The sequence below is a fragment of the Enterobacter soli ATCC BAA-2102 genome, from assembly GCF_001654845.1.
Taxonomy (GTDB): domain Bacteria; phylum Pseudomonadota; class Gammaproteobacteria; order Enterobacterales; family Enterobacteriaceae; genus Enterobacter; species Enterobacter soli.
On the sequence record NZ_LXES01000044.1, the window covers coordinates 1 to 18570 of the forward strand.

The 18570-nt window shown below is 56.7% G+C and carries 17 protein-coding genes; 14 read left to right on the plus strand and 3 right to left on the minus strand.

The window, feature by feature from the left end; translation table 11 throughout:
- Positions 1-195: 195 nt before the first annotated feature.
- Positions 196-2469, minus strand: coding sequence for a primary-amine oxidase (gene tynA / locus M987_RS16110; RefSeq protein WP_014070167.1), 2274 nt, complete (start codon positions 2467-2469; stop codon positions 196-198).
- A 165-nt stretch (positions 2470-2634) separates the two neighbouring features.
- On the minus strand, positions 2635-4680 hold the full coding sequence (paaZ, locus tag M987_RS16115; RefSeq protein ID WP_014070168.1) for a phenylacetic acid degradation bifunctional protein PaaZ: 2046 nt from the start codon (positions 4678-4680) through the stop codon (positions 2635-2637).
- 284 nt (positions 4681-4964) lie between these two features.
- Between paaZ and paaA the strand changes: the two genes are divergently transcribed.
- The 14 genes from paaA (at position 4965) to M987_RS16185 (ending at position 16951) form a co-directional block, all read left to right on the plus strand.
- Positions 4965-5894, plus strand: a complete 930-nt coding sequence (paaA, locus tag M987_RS16120) for a 1,2-phenylacetyl-CoA epoxidase subunit PaaA (RefSeq protein WP_014070169.1) — start codon at positions 4965-4967, stop codon at positions 5892-5894.
- 12 nt (positions 5895-5906) lie between these two features.
- Positions 5907-6194, plus strand: coding sequence for a 1,2-phenylacetyl-CoA epoxidase subunit PaaB (gene paaB, locus M987_RS16125; RefSeq protein WP_003857353.1), 288 nt, complete (start codon positions 5907-5909; stop codon positions 6192-6194).
- 8 nt (positions 6195-6202) lie between these two features.
- The gene (gene paaC / locus M987_RS16130; RefSeq protein WP_014070170.1) at positions 6203-6949 is read left to right on the plus strand and encodes a 1,2-phenylacetyl-CoA epoxidase subunit PaaC; all 747 of its coding nucleotides are present in this window, start codon (positions 6203-6205) and stop codon (positions 6947-6949) included.
- 11 nt (positions 6950-6960) lie between these two features.
- The gene (gene paaD, locus M987_RS16135; RefSeq protein ID WP_014070171.1) at positions 6961-7458 is read left to right on the plus strand and encodes a 1,2-phenylacetyl-CoA epoxidase subunit PaaD; all 498 of its coding nucleotides are present in this window, start codon (positions 6961-6963) and stop codon (positions 7456-7458) included.
- A gap of 7 nt (positions 7459-7465) precedes the next feature.
- The gene (paaE, locus tag M987_RS16140; RefSeq protein WP_014070172.1) at positions 7466-8536 is read left to right on the plus strand and encodes a 1,2-phenylacetyl-CoA epoxidase subunit PaaE; all 1071 of its coding nucleotides are present in this window, start codon (positions 7466-7468) and stop codon (positions 8534-8536) included.
- Positions 8533-9300, plus strand: coding sequence for a 2,3-dehydroadipyl-CoA hydratase PaaF (paaF, locus tag M987_RS16145; RefSeq protein ID WP_014070173.1), 768 nt, complete (start codon positions 8533-8535; stop codon positions 9298-9300). The genes paaE and paaF overlap by 4 nt, the downstream gene beginning before the upstream one ends.
- Positions 9300-10088: a 2-(1,2-epoxy-1,2-dihydrophenyl)acetyl-CoA isomerase PaaG gene (gene paaG, locus M987_RS16150; protein ID WP_088201862.1), complete on the plus strand. Its 789-nt coding sequence runs from the start codon at positions 9300-9302 to the stop codon at positions 10086-10088. Before paaF ends, paaG begins: the two co-directional genes overlap by 1 nt.
- A 1-nt stretch (position 10089) precedes the next feature.
- Positions 10090-11517: a 3-hydroxyacyl-CoA dehydrogenase PaaH gene (gene paaH / locus M987_RS16155; RefSeq protein WP_014070175.1), complete on the plus strand. Its 1428-nt coding sequence runs from the start codon at positions 10090-10092 to the stop codon at positions 11515-11517.
- On the plus strand, positions 11507-11929 hold the full coding sequence (gene paaI / locus M987_RS16160) for a hydroxyphenylacetyl-CoA thioesterase PaaI (protein ID WP_014070176.1): 423 nt from the start codon (positions 11507-11509) through the stop codon (positions 11927-11929). Before paaH ends, paaI begins: the two co-directional genes overlap by 11 nt.
- On the plus strand, positions 11929-13131 hold the full coding sequence (gene pcaF / locus M987_RS16165) for a 3-oxoadipyl-CoA thiolase (RefSeq protein WP_014070177.1): 1203 nt from the start codon (positions 11929-11931) through the stop codon (positions 13129-13131). The genes paaI and pcaF overlap by 1 nt, the downstream gene beginning before the upstream one ends.
- Positions 13132-13157: 26 nt before the next feature.
- Positions 13158-14474 carry a phenylacetate--CoA ligase PaaK gene (gene paaK, locus M987_RS16170; protein WP_014070178.1) on the plus strand — a complete coding sequence of 439 codons (1317 nt, stop codon included), beginning with the start codon at positions 13158-13160 and terminating at the stop codon, positions 14472-14474.
- 79 nt (positions 14475-14553) lie between these two features.
- On the plus strand, positions 14554-15489 hold the full coding sequence (gene paaX, locus M987_RS16175) for a phenylacetic acid degradation operon negative regulatory protein PaaX (RefSeq protein WP_014070179.1): 936 nt from the start codon (positions 14554-14556) through the stop codon (positions 15487-15489).
- 9 nt (positions 15490-15498) lie between these two features.
- Positions 15499-16095 carry a phenylacetic acid degradation protein PaaY gene (gene paaY / locus M987_RS16180; RefSeq protein WP_014070180.1) on the plus strand — a complete coding sequence of 199 codons (597 nt, stop codon included), beginning with the start codon at positions 15499-15501 and terminating at the stop codon, positions 16093-16095.
- A 187-nt stretch (positions 16096-16282) separates the two neighbouring features.
- Complete coding sequence (locus tag M987_RS16185; protein ID WP_014070181.1) at positions 16283-16951, plus strand: epoxyqueuosine reductase QueH; 669 nt, start codon at positions 16283-16285, stop codon at positions 16949-16951.
- Positions 16952-17112: 161 nt separating this feature from the next.
- Here M987_RS16185 and M987_RS16190 read toward each other — a convergent pair whose 3' ends face one another.
- Entirely contained in the window at positions 17113-18474 is a 1362-nt protein-coding gene (locus M987_RS16190; RefSeq protein WP_014070182.1) for a YncE family protein, read from the minus strand.
- Positions 18475-18570 lie beyond the last annotated feature (96 nt).

The following is an 18570-nucleotide window of genomic DNA, read 5'->3' on the forward strand; positions in this document are numbered from 1 at the left end:
GAAGGTCGGGAGGTGAGCGCAGTGCGAAGCACCGATTTCGTTGCGGGCCGCGGGGATTGATAAGGGAGCCGCGGTGGCTCCCTTATCCCGTTCACGTGTTCTGAACGAATTATTTCCTGCGGGTATTAAGGTGAACGGAACCTTCCACCGCGCTTAACAGACAAGCATTAGGCATGGTGCCCGGCTTGTCTGAGGTTACTTATCGTCTTTTTTCTTGCCGAGGGTTGGTGTCTCGTCGAAGAAGTTCCACGGTTTCAGCAGGGTGTGAACCCACTCCGTTGGCATGATTGGCCACTCTTCGGCACGGGCAACGTGGGTTGTCCCCGTCGTCATCCAGACCACATCATCCTCATTGTTCAGCGACTCGTTATCCTTGCTGTACTGACCCAGACCTGTGTCGTGGGTGGAACGGTTCGGGAATTTCCCTTCCGGATACATCTCGTTCGGATGGTAACGCGTGACCCACAGCTGTTTGTCCATAAAGCTCAGGCGATGGTAAATCCACTCATCCGGTGCAAATTTCGCCCCGGTGGCAACCGGGTGAGTACCGCCTGCATACGGGATAATCTGGTACGACACCGGGTTACCCATGCGGTTCTCTTTGCTGGTATTGCTCAGCAGACGGATGGTGCCCGGGTCAAACTTCTGCGCGGCCTGCTGTTCGGTATCAATATTGTACTGGTTAATCTGCATGGTACTGGTACGTGGGCCACCTGCTGTGTTTGGCTTCACTTCAGGATCCATTGCCACCAGACTGTTGTTGGTGCCATCCACATCCATATCCAGACGGAAGTTATAGATATGCTGGTGGGTGGTGCCGACGATGTTATGGTCGATCAGCGTGCCGTATTTGGTGTCGTCTTTGGCGGTGGCATCATGCATGGTTTTCGCCAGCACGCCTTTCACCGCTTCAATCCCGGTTGCACCGGCATCAATACCGATGGTGCCGTTTTCGTGGAACACCCAGTCAAAGATATAGTCGTAGTTACCCACGGTACTGACCCAGCGCACGACCAGTTCACGGCGTTCGGTACTGACGTTCGGCTGACCCATTTCCTGATGCTTGTACTCAGGGCCCGCGTAGCGCTCAAAAATGGCGATGGCGCGTGGGATTTCCATCGGTGCACCGGTGTAGTCCGGGATGGTTTCATTCAGCAATACGGCGTTAGACGGAACGTCTTTGCCGCGCACCAGCGGAGAGGTCAGGGTGCCCATACCGTAGTCGCCGGAATCCAGATACGCTTTGAAGTACCAGCCCACGTCCGGGTCGCCGTAAGGCACAATCATTCCGCCCAGCGAACCTTCGTACATGATCTGGCGTTTTTTGCCGTTATCGTTGTAGGTCACAGTAGAGATAACAGGCCCTACACGGGAATCCAGACTCAAATGGAAGTCCCAGTTCTGCCAGTGCACCATGTCACCGGTAATGGTGTAGTTCTTGCCTTCTGGCTCAATAATCTCGAGCGGTTTTTTCGGCGTCTCTATACGGTCGCGGCCATCATACGGGCGTGGCGCCAATGGGACCGGCACCACGGCACCTTCTTCGATTTTCTGGATTTTCTTCTGTTCCAGGTCGACAACGGCGACCAGGTTTTCAATCGGGTGCGCCCAGTAGTTACCGTCACCGGTATCGAGGTAGCTCACCACTTTCAGCAGGCGGTCTTCCTGTTTTAAGCCGTCTTTGCCGTCAAAATAGCCGACGGTCAGCGGGGTGGTGATCACTTTCTTCGGATCGGTTACGCCGTGCTTTTTCAGCGCTTCAACGTATTCCGGGCTGTCATTGATAATCTGCTGTACGGCGGTGAAGTCATCAAGCAGCACCATACCGTGTGCATCCTTGATAGGCTCCCAGCGCAGCACTTTTTTGTCTTTCAGATCAACCAGGCTTTCAATGACGTGTTTACCGTCAAGCATCGTGACTTGGGCCTGGCGAGGGGAATCCACCGCCGTGCCGTTCAGCACAAAGTCCCAGACTTTGGCTTTTTCCGGCTCGGCCAGCGCAATCTGGGTGAAGCGGGTATTCGGTTTAAAATCCGCAGAGGATTTAACGATTTCTACGGCTTGCTTAATTTCATCAGCAGATAACGCATTCAACGGGTGAGGGCGTTTCTCTACCTGGAAGGTCTGGTCGAGGCCGGACTGGAAAACATCGTTGATGAAGGTATCAGAGATAAAGGCTTTTTTGCCCTTCATCACCACTGGCACCTGCAATTTCAGGGTTTTGCCGTTGACGATAGCCGTTTTCGCACCTGGCTTGACCTTCACAAATGCACCGTCTTTGGCGATGGTGAACATCTGCGCATAATCATCCCATTGGACATCCGCGCCAAACTCCTGAAGCGTTTTGTCCATCGGAACCATGTGCGCCTCACTGCCGTGGGCGAAAACAGGGGTTTGCCAGGCGCAAATCAGAGCAACTGCCATGGCCAGTGCCGTTTTACGGGCAGAAAAAGAAGAGTTGCTTCCCATCGTTGACCTCATTTTGTTTTGTTGTGTTTTTTGTGTTGTGCCAGCGTTATCCTGGCAGGGCTGTGTGAAAAGCGTTTGCCTGCATCTGCCAGGTTATTTGTCAGTCTTGCCAGGTTAAAAAAAGACCGGGGGTAAATCACATCCCCGGTCAAAGCGCGTAACGTCTTACTCTGCAAAATCGCCTTGCTGGCGCGCGACCAGCGTCAAAATGGAATAGAGGGCAACGGCTTGCTGATGCTGGTTGAAGATCTCAACCGCCCATTCCACCACGCCTGTCGGTTTCTCATCGGCGGCACGTTGTTTTTTCAGCGTTTTGCGTTTGCAGGTCAGGCGAACCTGAATGGTGTCGCCCGGTTTGACCGGCTCGATAAAGCGCAGGTTTTCCATGCCGTAGTTGGCAATCACCGGCCCCACACCCGCATCCACAAACAGACCCGCCGCGGCGGAAATCAGGAAATAACCGTGGACCACGCGTTCGCCGAAGATAGATTCCGCCGCGCCAATCTTGTCCATGTGAGCGTAAAAATGATCGCCGCTCAGGCAGGCAAAGTTGACGATATCGGCTTCCGTCAGGGTACGGCGCGGTGTCAGCAGGCTATCGCCTGGCTGTAACTCCTCGAAGTATTTGCGGAACGGATGAACCCGGTCCTCCTGCACCTGTGCGCCACGCACCCACTGTTTGCCGATCGCCGCCAGCATCGACGGGCTGCCCTGAATGGCTGTGCGTTGCAGGTAATGTTTTACCGCCCGCAAGCCGCCCAGCTCTTCACCGCCACCCGCGCGTCCTGGGCCGCCGTGAACCAGTTGCGGCAGCGGAGAACCGTGCCCGGTAGACTCTTTGGCAGACTCTTCGTTGAGGATCTGAATGCGCCCGTGAGCGCGCGCGGCCCCGGCAATAAACTGGCGGGCGATCGCTAAATCTGCCGTCACCAGCGTCCCGGCCAGGCTGCCGCCACCGGCGCGGGCAAGCTGCATGGCGTGGTCGGCGGTGCGGTAGGGCATCAGCGTGGCAACCGGACCAAATGCCTCGGTGGAATGCACCGCAGGGCTTTCATCCGGCTGCGGGCAGAAGAGCAGGGTTGGCGGGAAGAACGCGCCTGCCGCCTGCATATCTGCTTTACCTCCCAGGCGAACCTGGCAGCCTGCGGCAACCAGCAGATCCACTTTTTCCTGCACATCTGCGCGCTGTTCGTGGTTGACCAGCGCGCCCATTTTCACCCCTTCCTGCGCCGGGTCGCCCATCACCACTTTTTCCAGGCGGGCAATCAGCGCCTGGCTTACGGCATCCACCTGGCTTTGCGGCACAATGATGCGGCGAATGGCGGTACATTTCTGCCCGGCTTTGGCGGTCATTTCTCGCACCACTTCGCGGATAAACAGCGAAAACTCGGGCTGTTCCGGCGTCACATCATCGCCCAGCACGCAGCAATTCAGTGAGTCTGCTTCCATGGTGAATGGAATGGAGTTGGCGACAATGTTCGGGTGCACGCGCAGGCTCTGGCCGGTACTGGCGGAGCCGGTAAATGTCACCACATCCTGGCTGTCGAGCTGGCTCAGCAGATCCCCGGCACCGCCGCAAATCAGGCTGATTGCCCCATCCGGTACCAGGCCGCTGTCGATGATAGATTTCACCATCGCCTGCGTTACCTGCGCGGTAGCAGTGGCGGGTTTGATAATGGCGGGCATCCCGGCAAGCCAGGTCGGCGCCAGTTTTTCCAGCATTCCCCAGCAGGGGAAGTTAAAGGCGTTAATGTGTACCGCCACACCGGATTTGGACGTTAAGACGTGGCGTGCGGCAAACCCGCCTTCTTTTGACAGCGGGATCAGTTCGTCTTCCGGCCAAAGTGTGTCGTCCGGCAGTTCGCGGCTGCCAAGGCTTGCGTAGGTGAAGAGGGTGCCGATCCCGCCTTCGATATCGACCCAGCTATCGGCTTTGGTTGCCCCGGTTTGTGCCGACAGCGCATAGAATGCGGCTTTCTGGCTCAGCAGGTGTTTTGCCACCGCTTTCAGCATGGCAGCGCGTTCAATAAAGGTCATGGCGTGAAGTGATTCACCGCCGTGCTCAATGGCATAGCGGCGAGCCGCCGCCATATCCAGACCCTCGCTGGTCACTTCCCACAGTGCTTCGCCGCTAATGGCATGATGAATATGGCGCTCACGGCCCCGGCCAGACTGCCAGGTGCCGGACAAGAAGCTGGCTAACTGCTGCATTTCTTATCTCCAAGTGTTACGTGATTTCACTATAAATACTTTGATCGTGAATCATAAAAATCAAGCGATGTTTTAATGAATTGTTAACATTGTGATCTGGCCTGACGAAACGCCCGTCCATTCTTCTGTGCGCCCCCACCAGGTTTGAAAAGCCTTGCGAGCGATGTCACAAATTACACAAACACTTCTTGGGGTTATATTTAACCTTTGTGTAACTTTTAAGAAACGAAGTGATTCACCATTTCACTTAATGTAACCAGTTAACGAATCATAAGGGTGATGATGTGACACAAGAACAACGCTTTGAGCAGCGCATAGCGCAGGAGACGGCCATCGAGCCACAGGACTGGATGCCTGATGCCTACCGCAAGACGCTGATCCGCCAGATTGGGCAACATGCGCACTCTGAAATTGTCGGGATGCTTCCTGAGGGGAACTGGATCACCCGCGCCCCGACGCTGAGACGCAAAGCGATTCTGCTGGCGAAAGTGCAGGACGAAGCCGGACACGGTTTATATCTCTACAGTGCGGCGGAAACGCTGGGCTGCGCGCGGGAAGACATCTACCAGAAGATGCTCGACGGTCAGATGAAGTACTCCTCCATCTTTAACTACCCGACGCTGAGCTGGGCCGATATCGGCGTGATCGGCTGGCTGGTGGACGGTGCCGCCATCGTGAACCAGGTGGCCCTGTGCCGTACCTCATATGGCCCTTATGCCCGTGCGATGGTGAAAATCTGTAAAGAAGAGAGCTTCCACCAGCGTCAGGGCTTTGAAGCCTGCATGGCGCTGGCGCAGGGCAGTGAATCCCAGCGTCAGATGTTGCAGGACGCGATCAATCGTTTCTGGTGGCCGGCATTAATGATGTTCGGGCCAAACGATGACAACTCGCCAAACAGCGCCCGCAGCCTGGCCTGGAAAATCAAACGCTTTGGCAACGACGAGCTGCGCCAGCGTTTTGTTGATAACACCGTACCGCAGGTGGAAATGCTGGGCATGACCGTACCGGATGCTGACCTGCGTTTCGACGAAGAGAGCGGTCATTACCGCTTCGGTGAAATTGACTGGCACGAATTTGAAGACGTGATTAACGGGCGAGGCGTGTGTAACCACGAACGCCTGGCCGCAAAGCGAAAAGCCTGGGAAGACGGGGCGTGGGTGCGCGAAGCCGCACTGGTGCACGCAGAAAAACAGCGCACCCGTCAGGTCGCATAAGAGGAAACAACAATGAGCAATGTCTACTGGCCGTTATACGAAGTTTTTGTGCGCTCCAAACAAGGGTTGTCTCACCGTCATGTGGGTAGCCTTCACGCTGCCGACGATCGCATGGCGCTGGAAAATGCACGCGATGCTTACACCCGTCGCAGCGAAGGCTGTTCCATCTGGGTGGTGAAGGCGAGCGAGATCGTGGCTTCACAGCCTGAAGAGAGCGGTGAGTTCTTCGACCCGGCGGAAAGCAAGGTCTACCGCCACCCGACGTTTTACACCATCCCTGATGGCATCGAGCACATGTGAGGTCAGGGATGAAAACAACAACTGCATATGCCCTGCGTCTGGGCGACAACGGCCTGGTGCTTTCACAGCGTCTTGGCGCCTGGTGCGGCCACGCGCCAGAGCTGGAAATTGACCTGGCGCTGGCCAACATCGGCCTGGATGTGCTTGGACAGGCGCGTAATTTCCTGACCTACGCGGCTGAGCTGGAAGGCCACGGCGATGAAGACACGCTGGCCTTTGGCCGCGATGAACGCCAGTTTCACAACCTGCTGCTGGTGGAACAGCCGAACGGCAACTTCGCCGACACCATTGCCCGCCAGTACTTTATGGATGCCTGGCACGTAGAGCTGTTCAGCCGGTTAACCCAGAGCCGCGATCGCCAACTGGCCGCTATTGCCGCGAAAGCGATCAAAGAAGCGCGTTATCACCTGCGCTTTAGCCGTGGCTGGGTGGTGCGTCTGGGCGCTGGCACGGACGTGTCCGCGCAGCGGATGCAGCAGGCGGTAGACAACCTGTGGCGCTTTACGGCAGAGCTGTTTGAAGCCGATGACGTCGAACTGGCGCTGATTGAAGAAGGTATCGCCGTCGACCCGCGCGAACTGCGTCAGGGCTGGGAAAGCGAAGTGTTTGCCGGATTACACGAAGCCGAACTGCACGTGCCAGTAGAAGTGGCGTATCGCACCGGCGGCAAGAAAGGGCTGCACACCGAACACCTGGGGCCGATGCTGGCAGAGATGCAATATCTCCAGCGCGTCTACCCGGGTCAGCAGTGGTAAGGAGAGCGGTTATGCAACGTTTCGTCGAGATTGCACCTGCGGAAATCCCGCAAATCTGGTCGCTGTTAAGCCAGATCCCGGACCCGGAAGTGCCGGTTCTGACCATCACCGACTTAGGGATGGTTCGCAACGTTACCGCGCTGGGCGAAGGCTGGGTGATTGGCTTTACGCCAACCTATTCGGGCTGCCCGGCAACGGAACACCTGCTGGGTGCTATTCGCGAAACGATGACGGCGCACGGTTTTACCCCTGTGCATATCGTGTTGCAGCTTGAGCCTGCCTGGACCACAGACTGGATGACCGCCGATGCCCGCGAGCGTCTGCGTGAATATGGCATCAGCCCGCCCGTCGGCCACAGCTGCCACGCTCATGCACCGGCTGAAGTTAGTTGCCCGCGCTGTGCCAGCACCGATACCTCGCTTATCAGTGAATTTGGTTCAACAGCTTGCAAGGCGCTTTATCGCTGCAATAGCTGCCGTGAACCTTTCGACTATTTCAAATGTATTTGAGGTTGCCATGACAACGTTTCACTCCTTAACTGTGGCAAAAGTAGAACCCGAAACCCGCGATGCGGTGACCATTACCTTTGCGGTCCCACAGGCATTGCAGGAGGCTTATCGCTTTCGTCCGGGGCAACACCTGACCCTTAAAGCCACGCTTGGCGGTGATGAACTGCGCCGCTGCTACTCTATCTGTCGTAGCGTGACACCTGGCGAAATCAGCGTGGCAGTGAAAGCCATCGAAGGTGGGCGTTTTTCACGCTACGCCCGGGATGAGATCAAGCAGGGCATGGCGCTGGAGGTCATGGTTCCGCAGGGGCACTTTGGCTATCAGCCGCAGGCCGAACGTGAAGGCCACTATCTGGCTATCGCAGCGGGCTCCGGGATCACCCCGATGCTGGCGATCCTGTCCGCCACACTAACCACCGAGCCAAACAGCCAATTCACCCTGATTTACGGTAACCGCAGTAGCCAGAGCATGATGTTCCGTCAGGCGCTGGCTGACCTGAAAGACAAGTACCCGCAGCGCCTGCAACTGGTATGCATCTTCAGCCAGGAAACCCTCGACAGCGATTTGCTGCACGGGCGTATTGATGGCGAAAAACTTCAGGCGCTGGCAAAGACCCTGATCAATTTCCGTCAGTATGACGAAGCTTTTATCTGCGGCCCGTCGGCGATGATGGACGATGCGGAAGCAACGTTAATAGCGCTGGGGATGCCGGAAAAAACCATCCACCTTGAACGTTTTAATACTCCTGGCTCTGGCGTGAAACGTACCGTCAGCGTGCAGGCGCAGGGGCAAAAAGTCACCGTGCGTCAGGATGGCCGTGACCGCGAAATCACCCTGACCGCCGACGACGAAAGCATTCTGGATGCGGCCCTGCGTCAGGGCGCTGACCTGCCGTACGCCTGCAAAGGCGGCGTATGCGCCACCTGCAAATGCAAAGTGGTACGCGGCCAAGTGGATATGGCAACCAACTACAGCCTTGAGCCGGACGAACTGGCTGCTGGATATGTGCTGAGCTGCCAGGCGCTGCCGTTAACCGCCGATGTGATTGTCGACTTTGATGCGAAGGGGATGGCATGAGCGAACTGATTGTCACCCGTCATGGCCGTGTGTTGCAGCTCACGCTCAACCGCCCGGCCGCGCGCAATGCCCTGAACAATGCGCTGTTGACCCAGTTGGCCACTGAACTGGAAGCCGCGGCGGTAGATAGCGGTATCTCAGCCTGCGTGATTTACGGCAGTGAGGGCTGCTTTGCCGCAGGCGCCGATCTCAACGAAATGGCGGAAAAAGATCTGCCCGCCACGCTGAATGACATTCGCCCCCAGCTGTGGGCGCGAATCAACGCCTTTCCTAAACCGCTGATTGCCGCCGTTAACGGCTTTGCGCTGGGCGCGGGCTGTGAGCTTGCGCTGTTGTGCGATGTGGTTATCGCCGGTGATAACGCCCGATTCGGGCTGCCGGAAATCACCCTCGGCATTATGCCAGGTGCTGGCGGTACGCAGCGCCTTATTCGCAGCGTGGGGAAATCGCTTGCCAGCAAAATGGTGCTGACCGGTGAAAGCATTACCGCGCAGCAGGCGCAACACGCCGGGCTGGTGAGCGATATCTTCCCTGCGCCGCTGACGCTCGAATATGCCCTGAAGCAGGCGGCGCTGATGGTTCGCCACTCGCCGCTGGCGCTACAGGCTGCGAAACAGGCGCTGCGCCAGTCTCAGGAAGTGCCGCTACAGGCCGGGCTGGCGCAAGAGCGACAGCTGTTTACGCTACTTTCAGCCACTGACGATCGCCGTGAAGGTATCGAGGCTTTCTTACAAAAACGCACCCCCGACTTTAAAGGACGCTAATTGTGGAATTTATTCTGAGTCAAGTAGAGCAAGGCGTAATGACCATTACGCTCAATCGTCCGGAGCGTTTAAACAGCTTTAACGATGTCATGCATCAGCAGCTTTCCGAATGCCTGAAACAGGCCGAGCGTGATGACACCATCCGCTGTTTGCTGATAACCGGAGCGGGGCGCGGGTTTTGCGCCGGGCAGGATCTTAACGACCGCAACGTTGACCCGAACGGCCCGGCACCGGATCTGGGGATGTCCGTGGAAACCTTCTACAACCCGCTGGTACGCCGCCTGGCGAAACTGCCAAAACCGGTTATCGCCGCGGTAAACGGCGTGGCGGCGGGCGCAGGTGCAACCCTGGCGCTGGGCTGCGATATGGTGATTGCCGCGCGTTCTGCGAATTTCGTCATGGCCTTCAGTAAACTTGGCTTAGTGCCGGACTGCGGCGGTACCTGGCTGCTGCCACGCGTTGCAGGACGCGCCCGTGCCATGGGGCTGGCACTGCTCGGTGACAAACTGAGTGCCGAGCAGGCGCAGGCGTGGGGGATGATCTGGCAGGTGGTGGATGACGAGCAACTCTCCAGCACCGCCCAACAGATGGCGCTGCACTTTGCTTCCCAGCCGACCTTTGGCCTGGGGCTTATCAAGCAGGCCATCAACGCCGCTGAAACCAATACGCTGGATGCGCAGCTCGACCTGGAGCGTGATTACCAGCGTCTGGCCGGACGCAGCGATGACTATCGCGAAGGCGTGAGCGCTTTCCTGGCAAAACGTACGCCGAACTTCACGGGGAAATAAGATGGTGATGAATATTCGCACTGTTGCCGTGATTGGCAGCGGCACGATGGGCGCCGGGATCGCCGAAGTGGCGGCCAGCCACGGCCATCAGGTCCTGATTTACGACATCGCCGCAGCCGCCATTTCGCGCGCCATTGACGGTATCCGTCAGCGCCTGGCCTCCCGCGTGACACGCGGAAAACTGTCTGCGGATGCCAGCGATCAGATCCTCGCGCGGCTCATTCCGGTAACCGACATTAACGCGCTTGCTGCGGCGGATCTGGTGATTGAAGCCGCATCCGAACGCCTGGACGTGAAAAAGGCGCTGTTTGCTCAACTGGCCGAAATTTGCCAGCCGCAGACGCTGCTGACCAGTAATACCTCGTCCATTTCCGTTACCGCGATTGCGGCAGATATTCGTCATCCTGAACGCGTGGCCGGGCTGCACTTTTTCAACCCGGCCCCGGTGATGAAGCTGGTCGAAGTGGTCAGCGGGCTGGCGACATCTCCGGAAGTGGCGGACGAACTGTGTGAGCTGGCAACAAACTGGGGCAAACAGCCTGTGCGCTGCCAGTCCACGCCGGGCTTTATCGTTAACCGTGTGGCGCGTCCGTTCTATTCAGAAGCCTGGCGCGCACTGGAAGAACAGGTCGCCGCGCCCGAAGTCATCGATGCCGCGTTACGCGAAGGCGGCGGATTCCCGATGGGGCCGCTGGAGCTGACCGACATGATTGGTCAGGACGTCAATTTTGCCGTGACCTGTTCAGTGTTCAACGCCTTCTGGCAGGAACGTCGTTTCCTGCCTTCGCTGGTCCAGCAAGAGCTGGTGCTGGCCGGGCGTCTGGGTAAAAAAAGCGGGAAGGGCGTGTACGACTGGAACGGCAATAAACCCCAGGTGAAGTGGCTCGATGCCGTCAGCGACAGTTATAGCCCGATGAACACGCAGCGAAGAAGTGACGGTGTCACCGAAATTGATGAGCTGTTGCTGATTGAAACCCAGGGGGAGACCGCCCAGGCACTGGCGCTACGCTTAAACAGCCCGGTGGTGGTGGTCGACCGGATGGAAGGCGACGTGGCGGTGATCGCTGCGGCCGCCAGTAACCCGCATTCGGCGACACAAAAAGCCATTTTCTGGCTGCAGCAGCAGGGAAAACGGGTGGTACAGATTGCAGATTACCCTGGCCTGCTCATCTGGCGCACGGTGGCGATGATTGCCAACGAAGCGCTGGACGCCCTGCAAAAAGGGGTCGCCAGCGAGAAAGACATCGATACCGCTATGCGCCTTGGCGTGAATTACCCCTGTGGGCCGATTGCCTGGGGTGAACGTCTGGGCTGGCAACGTCTGTTAGCGCTGCTGGAAAACCTGCAACGCCACTATGGCGAGGAACGCTATCGCCCCTGTTCACTGCTGCGCCAGCGTGCGCTTCTGGAGAGTAGCTATGAGTCATAACGCCTGGCACAACGCCCGCACGATGTATGAACAGGATGCCTGCGCGCAGGCGCTGGGTATCGACATTATCGAAATGGACGAAGGGTACGCGGTGGTGACGATGACCATCACCCCGCAGATGCTTAACGGCCATAAAACCTGCCACGGCGGCCAGCTGTTCTCGCTGGCAGATACTGCATTCGCCTACGCCTGCAACAGCCAGGGGCTGGCGGCGGTGGCGTCGGGCTGCTCCATCGACTTTCTGCGTCCGGGATTTGCCGGGGACAAGCTGACTGCCATCGCGCGGGTTAAGCATCAGGGCAAACTGACCGGCGTGTACGACATTGAAATCCAAAACCAACAACAAAAAACGGTCGCTCTCTTTCGCGGGAAATCTCACCGCATTGGCGGCAGTGTGACAGGAGAAGCCTGATGCGTGATGCATTTATTTGTGACGGTGTTCGTACCCCGGTGGGGCGTTATGGCGGTGTGTTGTCGGGTGTCCGTGCTGATGATTTAGGTGCGGTGCCACTGAGTGCATTGCTGGCGCGCTACCCGCAGCTGGACGCAGAACGCATAGACGATGTGATTTTCGGCTGCGCGAATCAGGCCGGGGAAGACAACCGCAACGTGGCGCGTATGTCCGCGCTGCTGGCCGGGCTGCCGCAAACGGTGTCTGGTACTACGATTAACCGCCTGTGCGGCTCCGGGCTGGATGCCATTGGCTTTGCAGCACGCTCGATTAAAGCAGGCGACGGCGATCTGCTGATTGCCGGCGGTGTGGAGTCAATGTCCCGTGCGCCCTTTGTGATGGGCAAAGCGACATCGGCATTTCAGCGTCAGGCGGAGATGTTTGATACCACCATCGGCTGGCGATTTGTGAATCCGCTCATGCATCAGCAATTCGGAACTGACAGTATGCCGGAAACGGCGGAGAATGTAGCTGAATTGTTAAATATTAGCCGTGCCGACCAGGATGCCTTCGCACTGCGTAGCCAGCAGCGCACGGCGCAGGCTCAACAGAACGGCATTCTGGCTCAGGAAATTGTGCCAGTGCTGGTGGCGGGCAAAAAAGGGACGGTAACGGAGATCAGCGTTGATGAGCATCCTCGCGAGACAACCCTGGAGCAGCTGGCTGCGCTGAAAACGCCGTTTCGTAAAAATGGTGTGGTCACGGCGGGGAACGCTTCTGGCGTGAACGACGGCGCAGCAGCGTTGATTATCGCCAGCGAGCAAATGGCGCTGGCACAAGGTTTAGTGCCACGCACGCGTATTGTGGCAATGGCAACGGCAGGCGTTGAACCGCGCCTGATGGGGTTAGGGCCGGTTCCGGCGACCCGTAAAGTGCTGGAGCGTGCGGGGCTAAGTATTAACGATATGGATGTCATTGAGCTTAACGAAGCTTTTGCTTCGCAGGCGCTGGGTGTGTTGCGTCAACTGGGCTTACCAGATGATGCCGCGCATGTTAACCCGAACGGGGGCGCGATTGCGTTAGGCCACCCGCTCGGAATGAGCGGTGCCAGACTGGCGCTGGCAGCGAGCAACGAATTGCACCGACGCAACGGGCGCTATGCGCTTTGTACGATGTGCATCGGTGTGGGTCAGGGCATTGCCATGATCCTTGAGCGTGTTTGAGCGAAAAACAATGTGAGTACCCTACAATGACAACTAATACAAAGCTTGATCCGATCGAAACCGCGTCCATTGATGAGTTAAAGGCGTTACAGACTGAGCGCATGAAATGGACGCTGAACCATGCTTATCACAACGTGCCAATGTACAAACGCAAGTTTGATGCGGCGGGCGTTCACCCTGACGATTTCAAAGAGCTGGCGGATATCCGTAAATTCCCGTGCACCACGAAACAGGATCTTCGCGATAACTACCCGTTCGATACCTTTGCCGTACCGATGGAGCAGGTGGTGCGTATCCACGCCTCCTCCGGCACGACCGGCAAACCGACGGTGGTGGGTTACACCCAGAATGACATTGATACCTGGGCCAACATTGTCGCCCGCTCCCTGCGTGCTGCCGGTGGCAGCGCGAAAGATAAAATCCACGTGGCCTACGGTTACGGGCTGTTTACCGGCGGGCTGGGCGCACACTATGGCGCAGAACGTTTAGGGGCCACGGTGATCCCGATGTCCGGCGGCCAGACTGAAAAACAGGCGCAGCTTATCCGTGATTTCCAGCCGGACATGATCATGGTGACGCCGTCTTATTGTCTTAATCTGATTGAAGAGCTGGAGCGCCAGATGGGTGGCGATGCCAGCCAGTGTTCCCTGCGCGTGGGCGTGTTTGGTGCCGAGCCGTGGACGCAGGCCATGCGCCGCGAAATCGAAAAACGTCTGGGCATTACCGCGCTGGATATTTACGGTCTGTCAGAGGTGATGGGCCCGGGCGTGGCGATGGAATGCATTGAAACCGCCGATGGCCCGACAATCTGGGAAGATCATTTCTACCCTGAAATTGTTAACCCGAACGATGGCACCCCGCTGGAAGATGGCGAGCTGGGCGAACTGCTGTTCACCACGCTCACCAAAGAAGCATTGCCGGTGATCCGCTATCGTACCCGCGACCTGACTCGTCTGCTGCCCGGTACGGCGCGCACTATGCGCCGTATGGACCGGATCAGCGGTCGCAGCGACGATATGCTGATTATCCGTGGCGTAAACGTCTTCCCATCGCAACTGGAAGAGGAGATCGTCAAGTTTGAGCACTTGTCTCCGCACTACCAGCTGGAGGTGAATCGTCGTGGTCATCTTGATTCGCTTTCTGTGAAGGTCGAGCTGAAAGAGAGCAGCCTGACGTTGACCCACGAACAGCGCTGCCAGGTGTGCCATAATCTGCGCCACCGAATTAAGTCGATGGTGGGGATCTCAACGGACGTCACTATCGTGAACTGTGGCAGTATTCCGCGCTCCGAAGGCAAAGCCTGTCGCGTGTTCGACCTGCGTAAAGTGGCCGCCAACGGCTAACCGTAACCCCTCTTTCCTGGGGAGAGAGGGGTGCTTTAAAACTGTGCTATGATTCATCCAGGAAAAAAATCACAACAGAATGAATCACATGAATAAACTCGACGCCTTTATCCAGCACGCTGTTAGCTCGGTTCCCATCAGTGGTACTTCGCTTATTTCTTCCCTTTATGGTGATGCGCTTTCCCATCGCGGTGGCGAGATTTGGCTTGGAAGCCTTGCCGCACTGCTCGAAGGGATGGGCTTTGGCGAACGATTTGTGCGTACCGCGCTGTTTCGCCTCAACAAAGAGGGCTGGCTGGATGTGTCCCGCATCGGGCGTCGCAGTTTTTACCGCCTGAGCGATAAAGGGTTGAGGCTGACCCGTCGCGCGGAAAATAAAATCTACCGTGCCGAGCTGCCCGCCTGGGACGGTAAATGGCTGTTGTTATTGTCTGAAGGGCTGGACAAAACCACCCTTGCTGATGTGAAAAAACAGCTGATCTGGCAGGGATTTGGCACGCTGGCCCCGAGCCTGATGGCGTCTCCCTCACAGCATCTGGCCGATGTGCAGTCGTTGCTGCATGACGCGGGCGTAGCGGAAAACGTTATCTTTTTTGAAGCGCATTCACCGCTGGCGCTTTCCCGGGCGGCTCTGCGCTCGCGCGTGGAGGAGTGCTGGCAGCTAACAGAACAGAATACGATGTACGAGGCGTTTATCGACTCATTCCGCCCGTTGCTACCGCTGCTAAAAGAGGCCGCGCCGGAAGAGCTGACGCCGGAACGTTGCTTCCAGATCCAGCTGTTACTGATTCACTTTTATCGTCGTGTGGTGCTTAAAGATCCGCTGCTGCCGGAGGAGTTGCTCCCGGCGCACTGGGCAGGACAAAGCGCAAGACAGTTGTGCATTAATATCTACCAGCGCGTAGCGCCGGGGGCGTTGGCGTTTGTCAGCGAGAAAGGTGAAACCTCGGTAGGCGAATTGCCTGTGCCTGGCACGCTCTATTATCAACGCTTTGGTGGCCTGAATATCGCATAAGGAGTGGGGATGCCTGTTTATCAAATTGACGGCCTGACGCCGGTGGTGCCTGAAGAGAGTTATGTTCATCCGACCGCCGTGCTGATTGGCGATGTGATTCTGGGCAAAGGTGTGTACGTTGGCCCGAATGCCAGCCTGCGCGGGGATTTTGGCCGTATCGTGGTGAAAGATGGGGCCAATATCCAGGATAACTGCGTGATGCACGGCTTCCCGGAACAAGACACCGTGGTGGAAGAGGACGGGCATATCGGCCACAGCGCCATTTTGCATGGCTGCGTCATCCGACGTAACGCGCTGGTGGGCATGAACGCGGTGGTGATGGACGGGGCCGTGATCGGCGAAAACAGTATCGTGGGCGCCGCGGCGTTTGTGAAAGCAAAAGCGGAGATGCCAGCAAACCATTTGATTATTGGCAGCCCGGCGAAAGCGATACGTGAACTCAGTGCTCAGGAAATTGAGTGGAAAATGCAGGGAACACGAGAATATCAGGTTCTGGTTGAACGCTGTAAGCTGACCATGCACCAGGTAGAGCCGCTGCGTGAGGAAGAGCCTGGCCGTAAACGGCTGGAGTTTGATGAGAATTTACGTCCTAAGTCGGCGGGATGAGGGCACCCGTTTGTTATTTTGAGGTTCGCTTTGTGCTGTGAGTAAAATGGTGCGATAGCAAAGCTATCCAATCCGGCAGTTGGCCTGGTGCCAGGAACAGACATTGCTCGGTTTGTACCGCTATTCCTGATAGCTCTGCTCTGATGCTACACTACTTGCAAGTCTCATTACTCAAACGAATATATTTATGACCGTTGCTGATTTCAAACGCCCTAAACTGGAACTCCCTGACGGGGCAGACAAACTGCTGCTGCACTCTTGCTGTGCTCCCTGTTCTGGTGAAGTGATGGAGGCGATCCAGGCCTCAGGAATCGAATACACCATCTTCTTCTACAACCCGAACATTCATCCTCAGAAAGAGTATTTGATTCGTAAGGATGAGAATATTCGCTTTGCTGAACAACACGGCGTACCGTTTATCGACGCAGATTACGACACGGACAACTGGTTTGAGCGCGCCAAAGGCATGGAATGGGAACCCGAGCGTGGTATCCGCTGCACCATGTGTTTTGACATGCGTTTTGAGCGGACTGCGCTGTACGCCGCTGAAAATGGTTTCAGCGTGATCAGCAGTTCGCTGGGCATTTCGCGCTGGAAGAATATGCAGCAAATCAACGAGTGCGGACAGCGAGCTGCCGCGCATTATCCGGGCATGGTGTACTGGGATTATAACTGGCGCAAGCAGGGCGGTTCGTCCCGCATGATTGAAATCAGCAAACGCGAGCAGTTCTATCAGCAGGAGTACTGCGGTTGCGTTTATTCACTGCGTGACAGCAACCTGCACCGCAAATCCCAGGGCCGTTCTCTTATCAAAATCGGTCAGCTTTACTACGGTAAAGAAGAAGGGCAGGACTAATTTGATTTCATGCCTTCTGGGGCATGGCAGCGCTTCTGTATACTGTACTTCAACCGTAACTCGGTCAGATAATCCGGGTACATACCCCCACCACATAGGTGGCAGGGGTTAATCATAATGTCAGCCGGTCTGCCCGCGAATAACGTAGCGGGCTCATGTCGCTATTTTTTAGACGTGATTTTTGTCACTGAACCTGTTTGAGCTTTATCCCCGGCAGTTCCATACATGGACACCAGATAAACGGCGCCATCAGGCGCGGCGGTCAGGTGGTTTGGCGTTTCATCCATCGGGATATTTGCGACCAGTTTACCGTCCTTGTCCAGAACAGCTACGGTCCCGCCTGCACGGGTGGCGGCGAAAACCTGCGACGTCACAGGATCCCAGACGACAGATACGCCCCCGGCACCAATGTAAGTATCAGCGATGACCTTGCCTTGCGCATCGAGAACCACGACATTGTTCGTCTCCTGGGAAACGACGTAAAGACGGCCGGTCTTCGGATCGCGAGCGATGTCGGTTGCGCCTTGCGCTTCAGGTACTTTCACCGTCGTGCTCTTGCCCGTTTTAAGATCAATCCAACCTACCCATGGCGTATCGCGGCTGACGCCATAGAGTTTCCCACCAGCACTGTCGAGGGCAAGATCGGTATTGTTAAACAGGTTTTTTCCGCGCTCCACCACGAACTCCAGTTGACCGATGTGTTCCAGCGTTTTTGTGTCATATACCTCGATAAAACCGGTCAATGCCGCGCTGACATAGGCCCGATTGTGGGCTTCATCAACAATCACATCGCGTGGATGTGCGACAGATCCCTCGGGAAAGACTTTCACAACGGAAAGGGTCCTGGCGTCATAAACGGTCACCGTCTCGGCAAGCGTGTTCGTCGTCCAGACATGATGATGGGCATTATCAACACCGACGCCGAAGACACCAATCTGCTCACCTTTTTTGTCTTTAGGCAGCGTAGCCTCTGCTTCGACAGCCAGCGTTGCGGCGTTCAGTCTCATCAGGCGGCTACCATCCTTTGGGCCGCGTGCAGAGGTCACGAACAGCTTCCCGTCGGCCGAAATTGCCGACTGATAAGCCCGCTCACCGACGGGAACGGTTTGCAGCCTGAAAACCTCGGTGTTTTTCGGGGGAACAACCTGGGATAATTTCAGCATAACCTGCGAAACGCTCGCGGGATTCTGCGTGATCACAGTGAGTGGATGAAGGCCTGTAGCAGCATCAGCCGGAACGTTTAGCGGAATAGTGAGGTTTCCCTTCTCGTCGGCGGTCAGTGGTTTCGGTGTCAGGACTTCAGTACCATTCAGCATGGTGACGGTCGCCCCCGCTTGCAGGCTCTTAATGGTTATAACCGTTTTATCTCCGGGTTTAACAGGAACTTCCCGTGATCCGGCACGGATACTTCCCGGAAAGGTCGTGCTGGCTGCTACCCATTGGCTATCGGCGTATGCCGTTGTGGCGGTTGATATCGCAATAGTGGAAGCCAACAGCATTGTTCGGACTGAAATTCGTCTCATCTTATCTCCATAAACTGTATTGATGCTGCATCTCAATGCAGCCACAGGTTATTCCCCACGTACTGCGTCTTACCTTCCGCCATGAGAAATATGTCT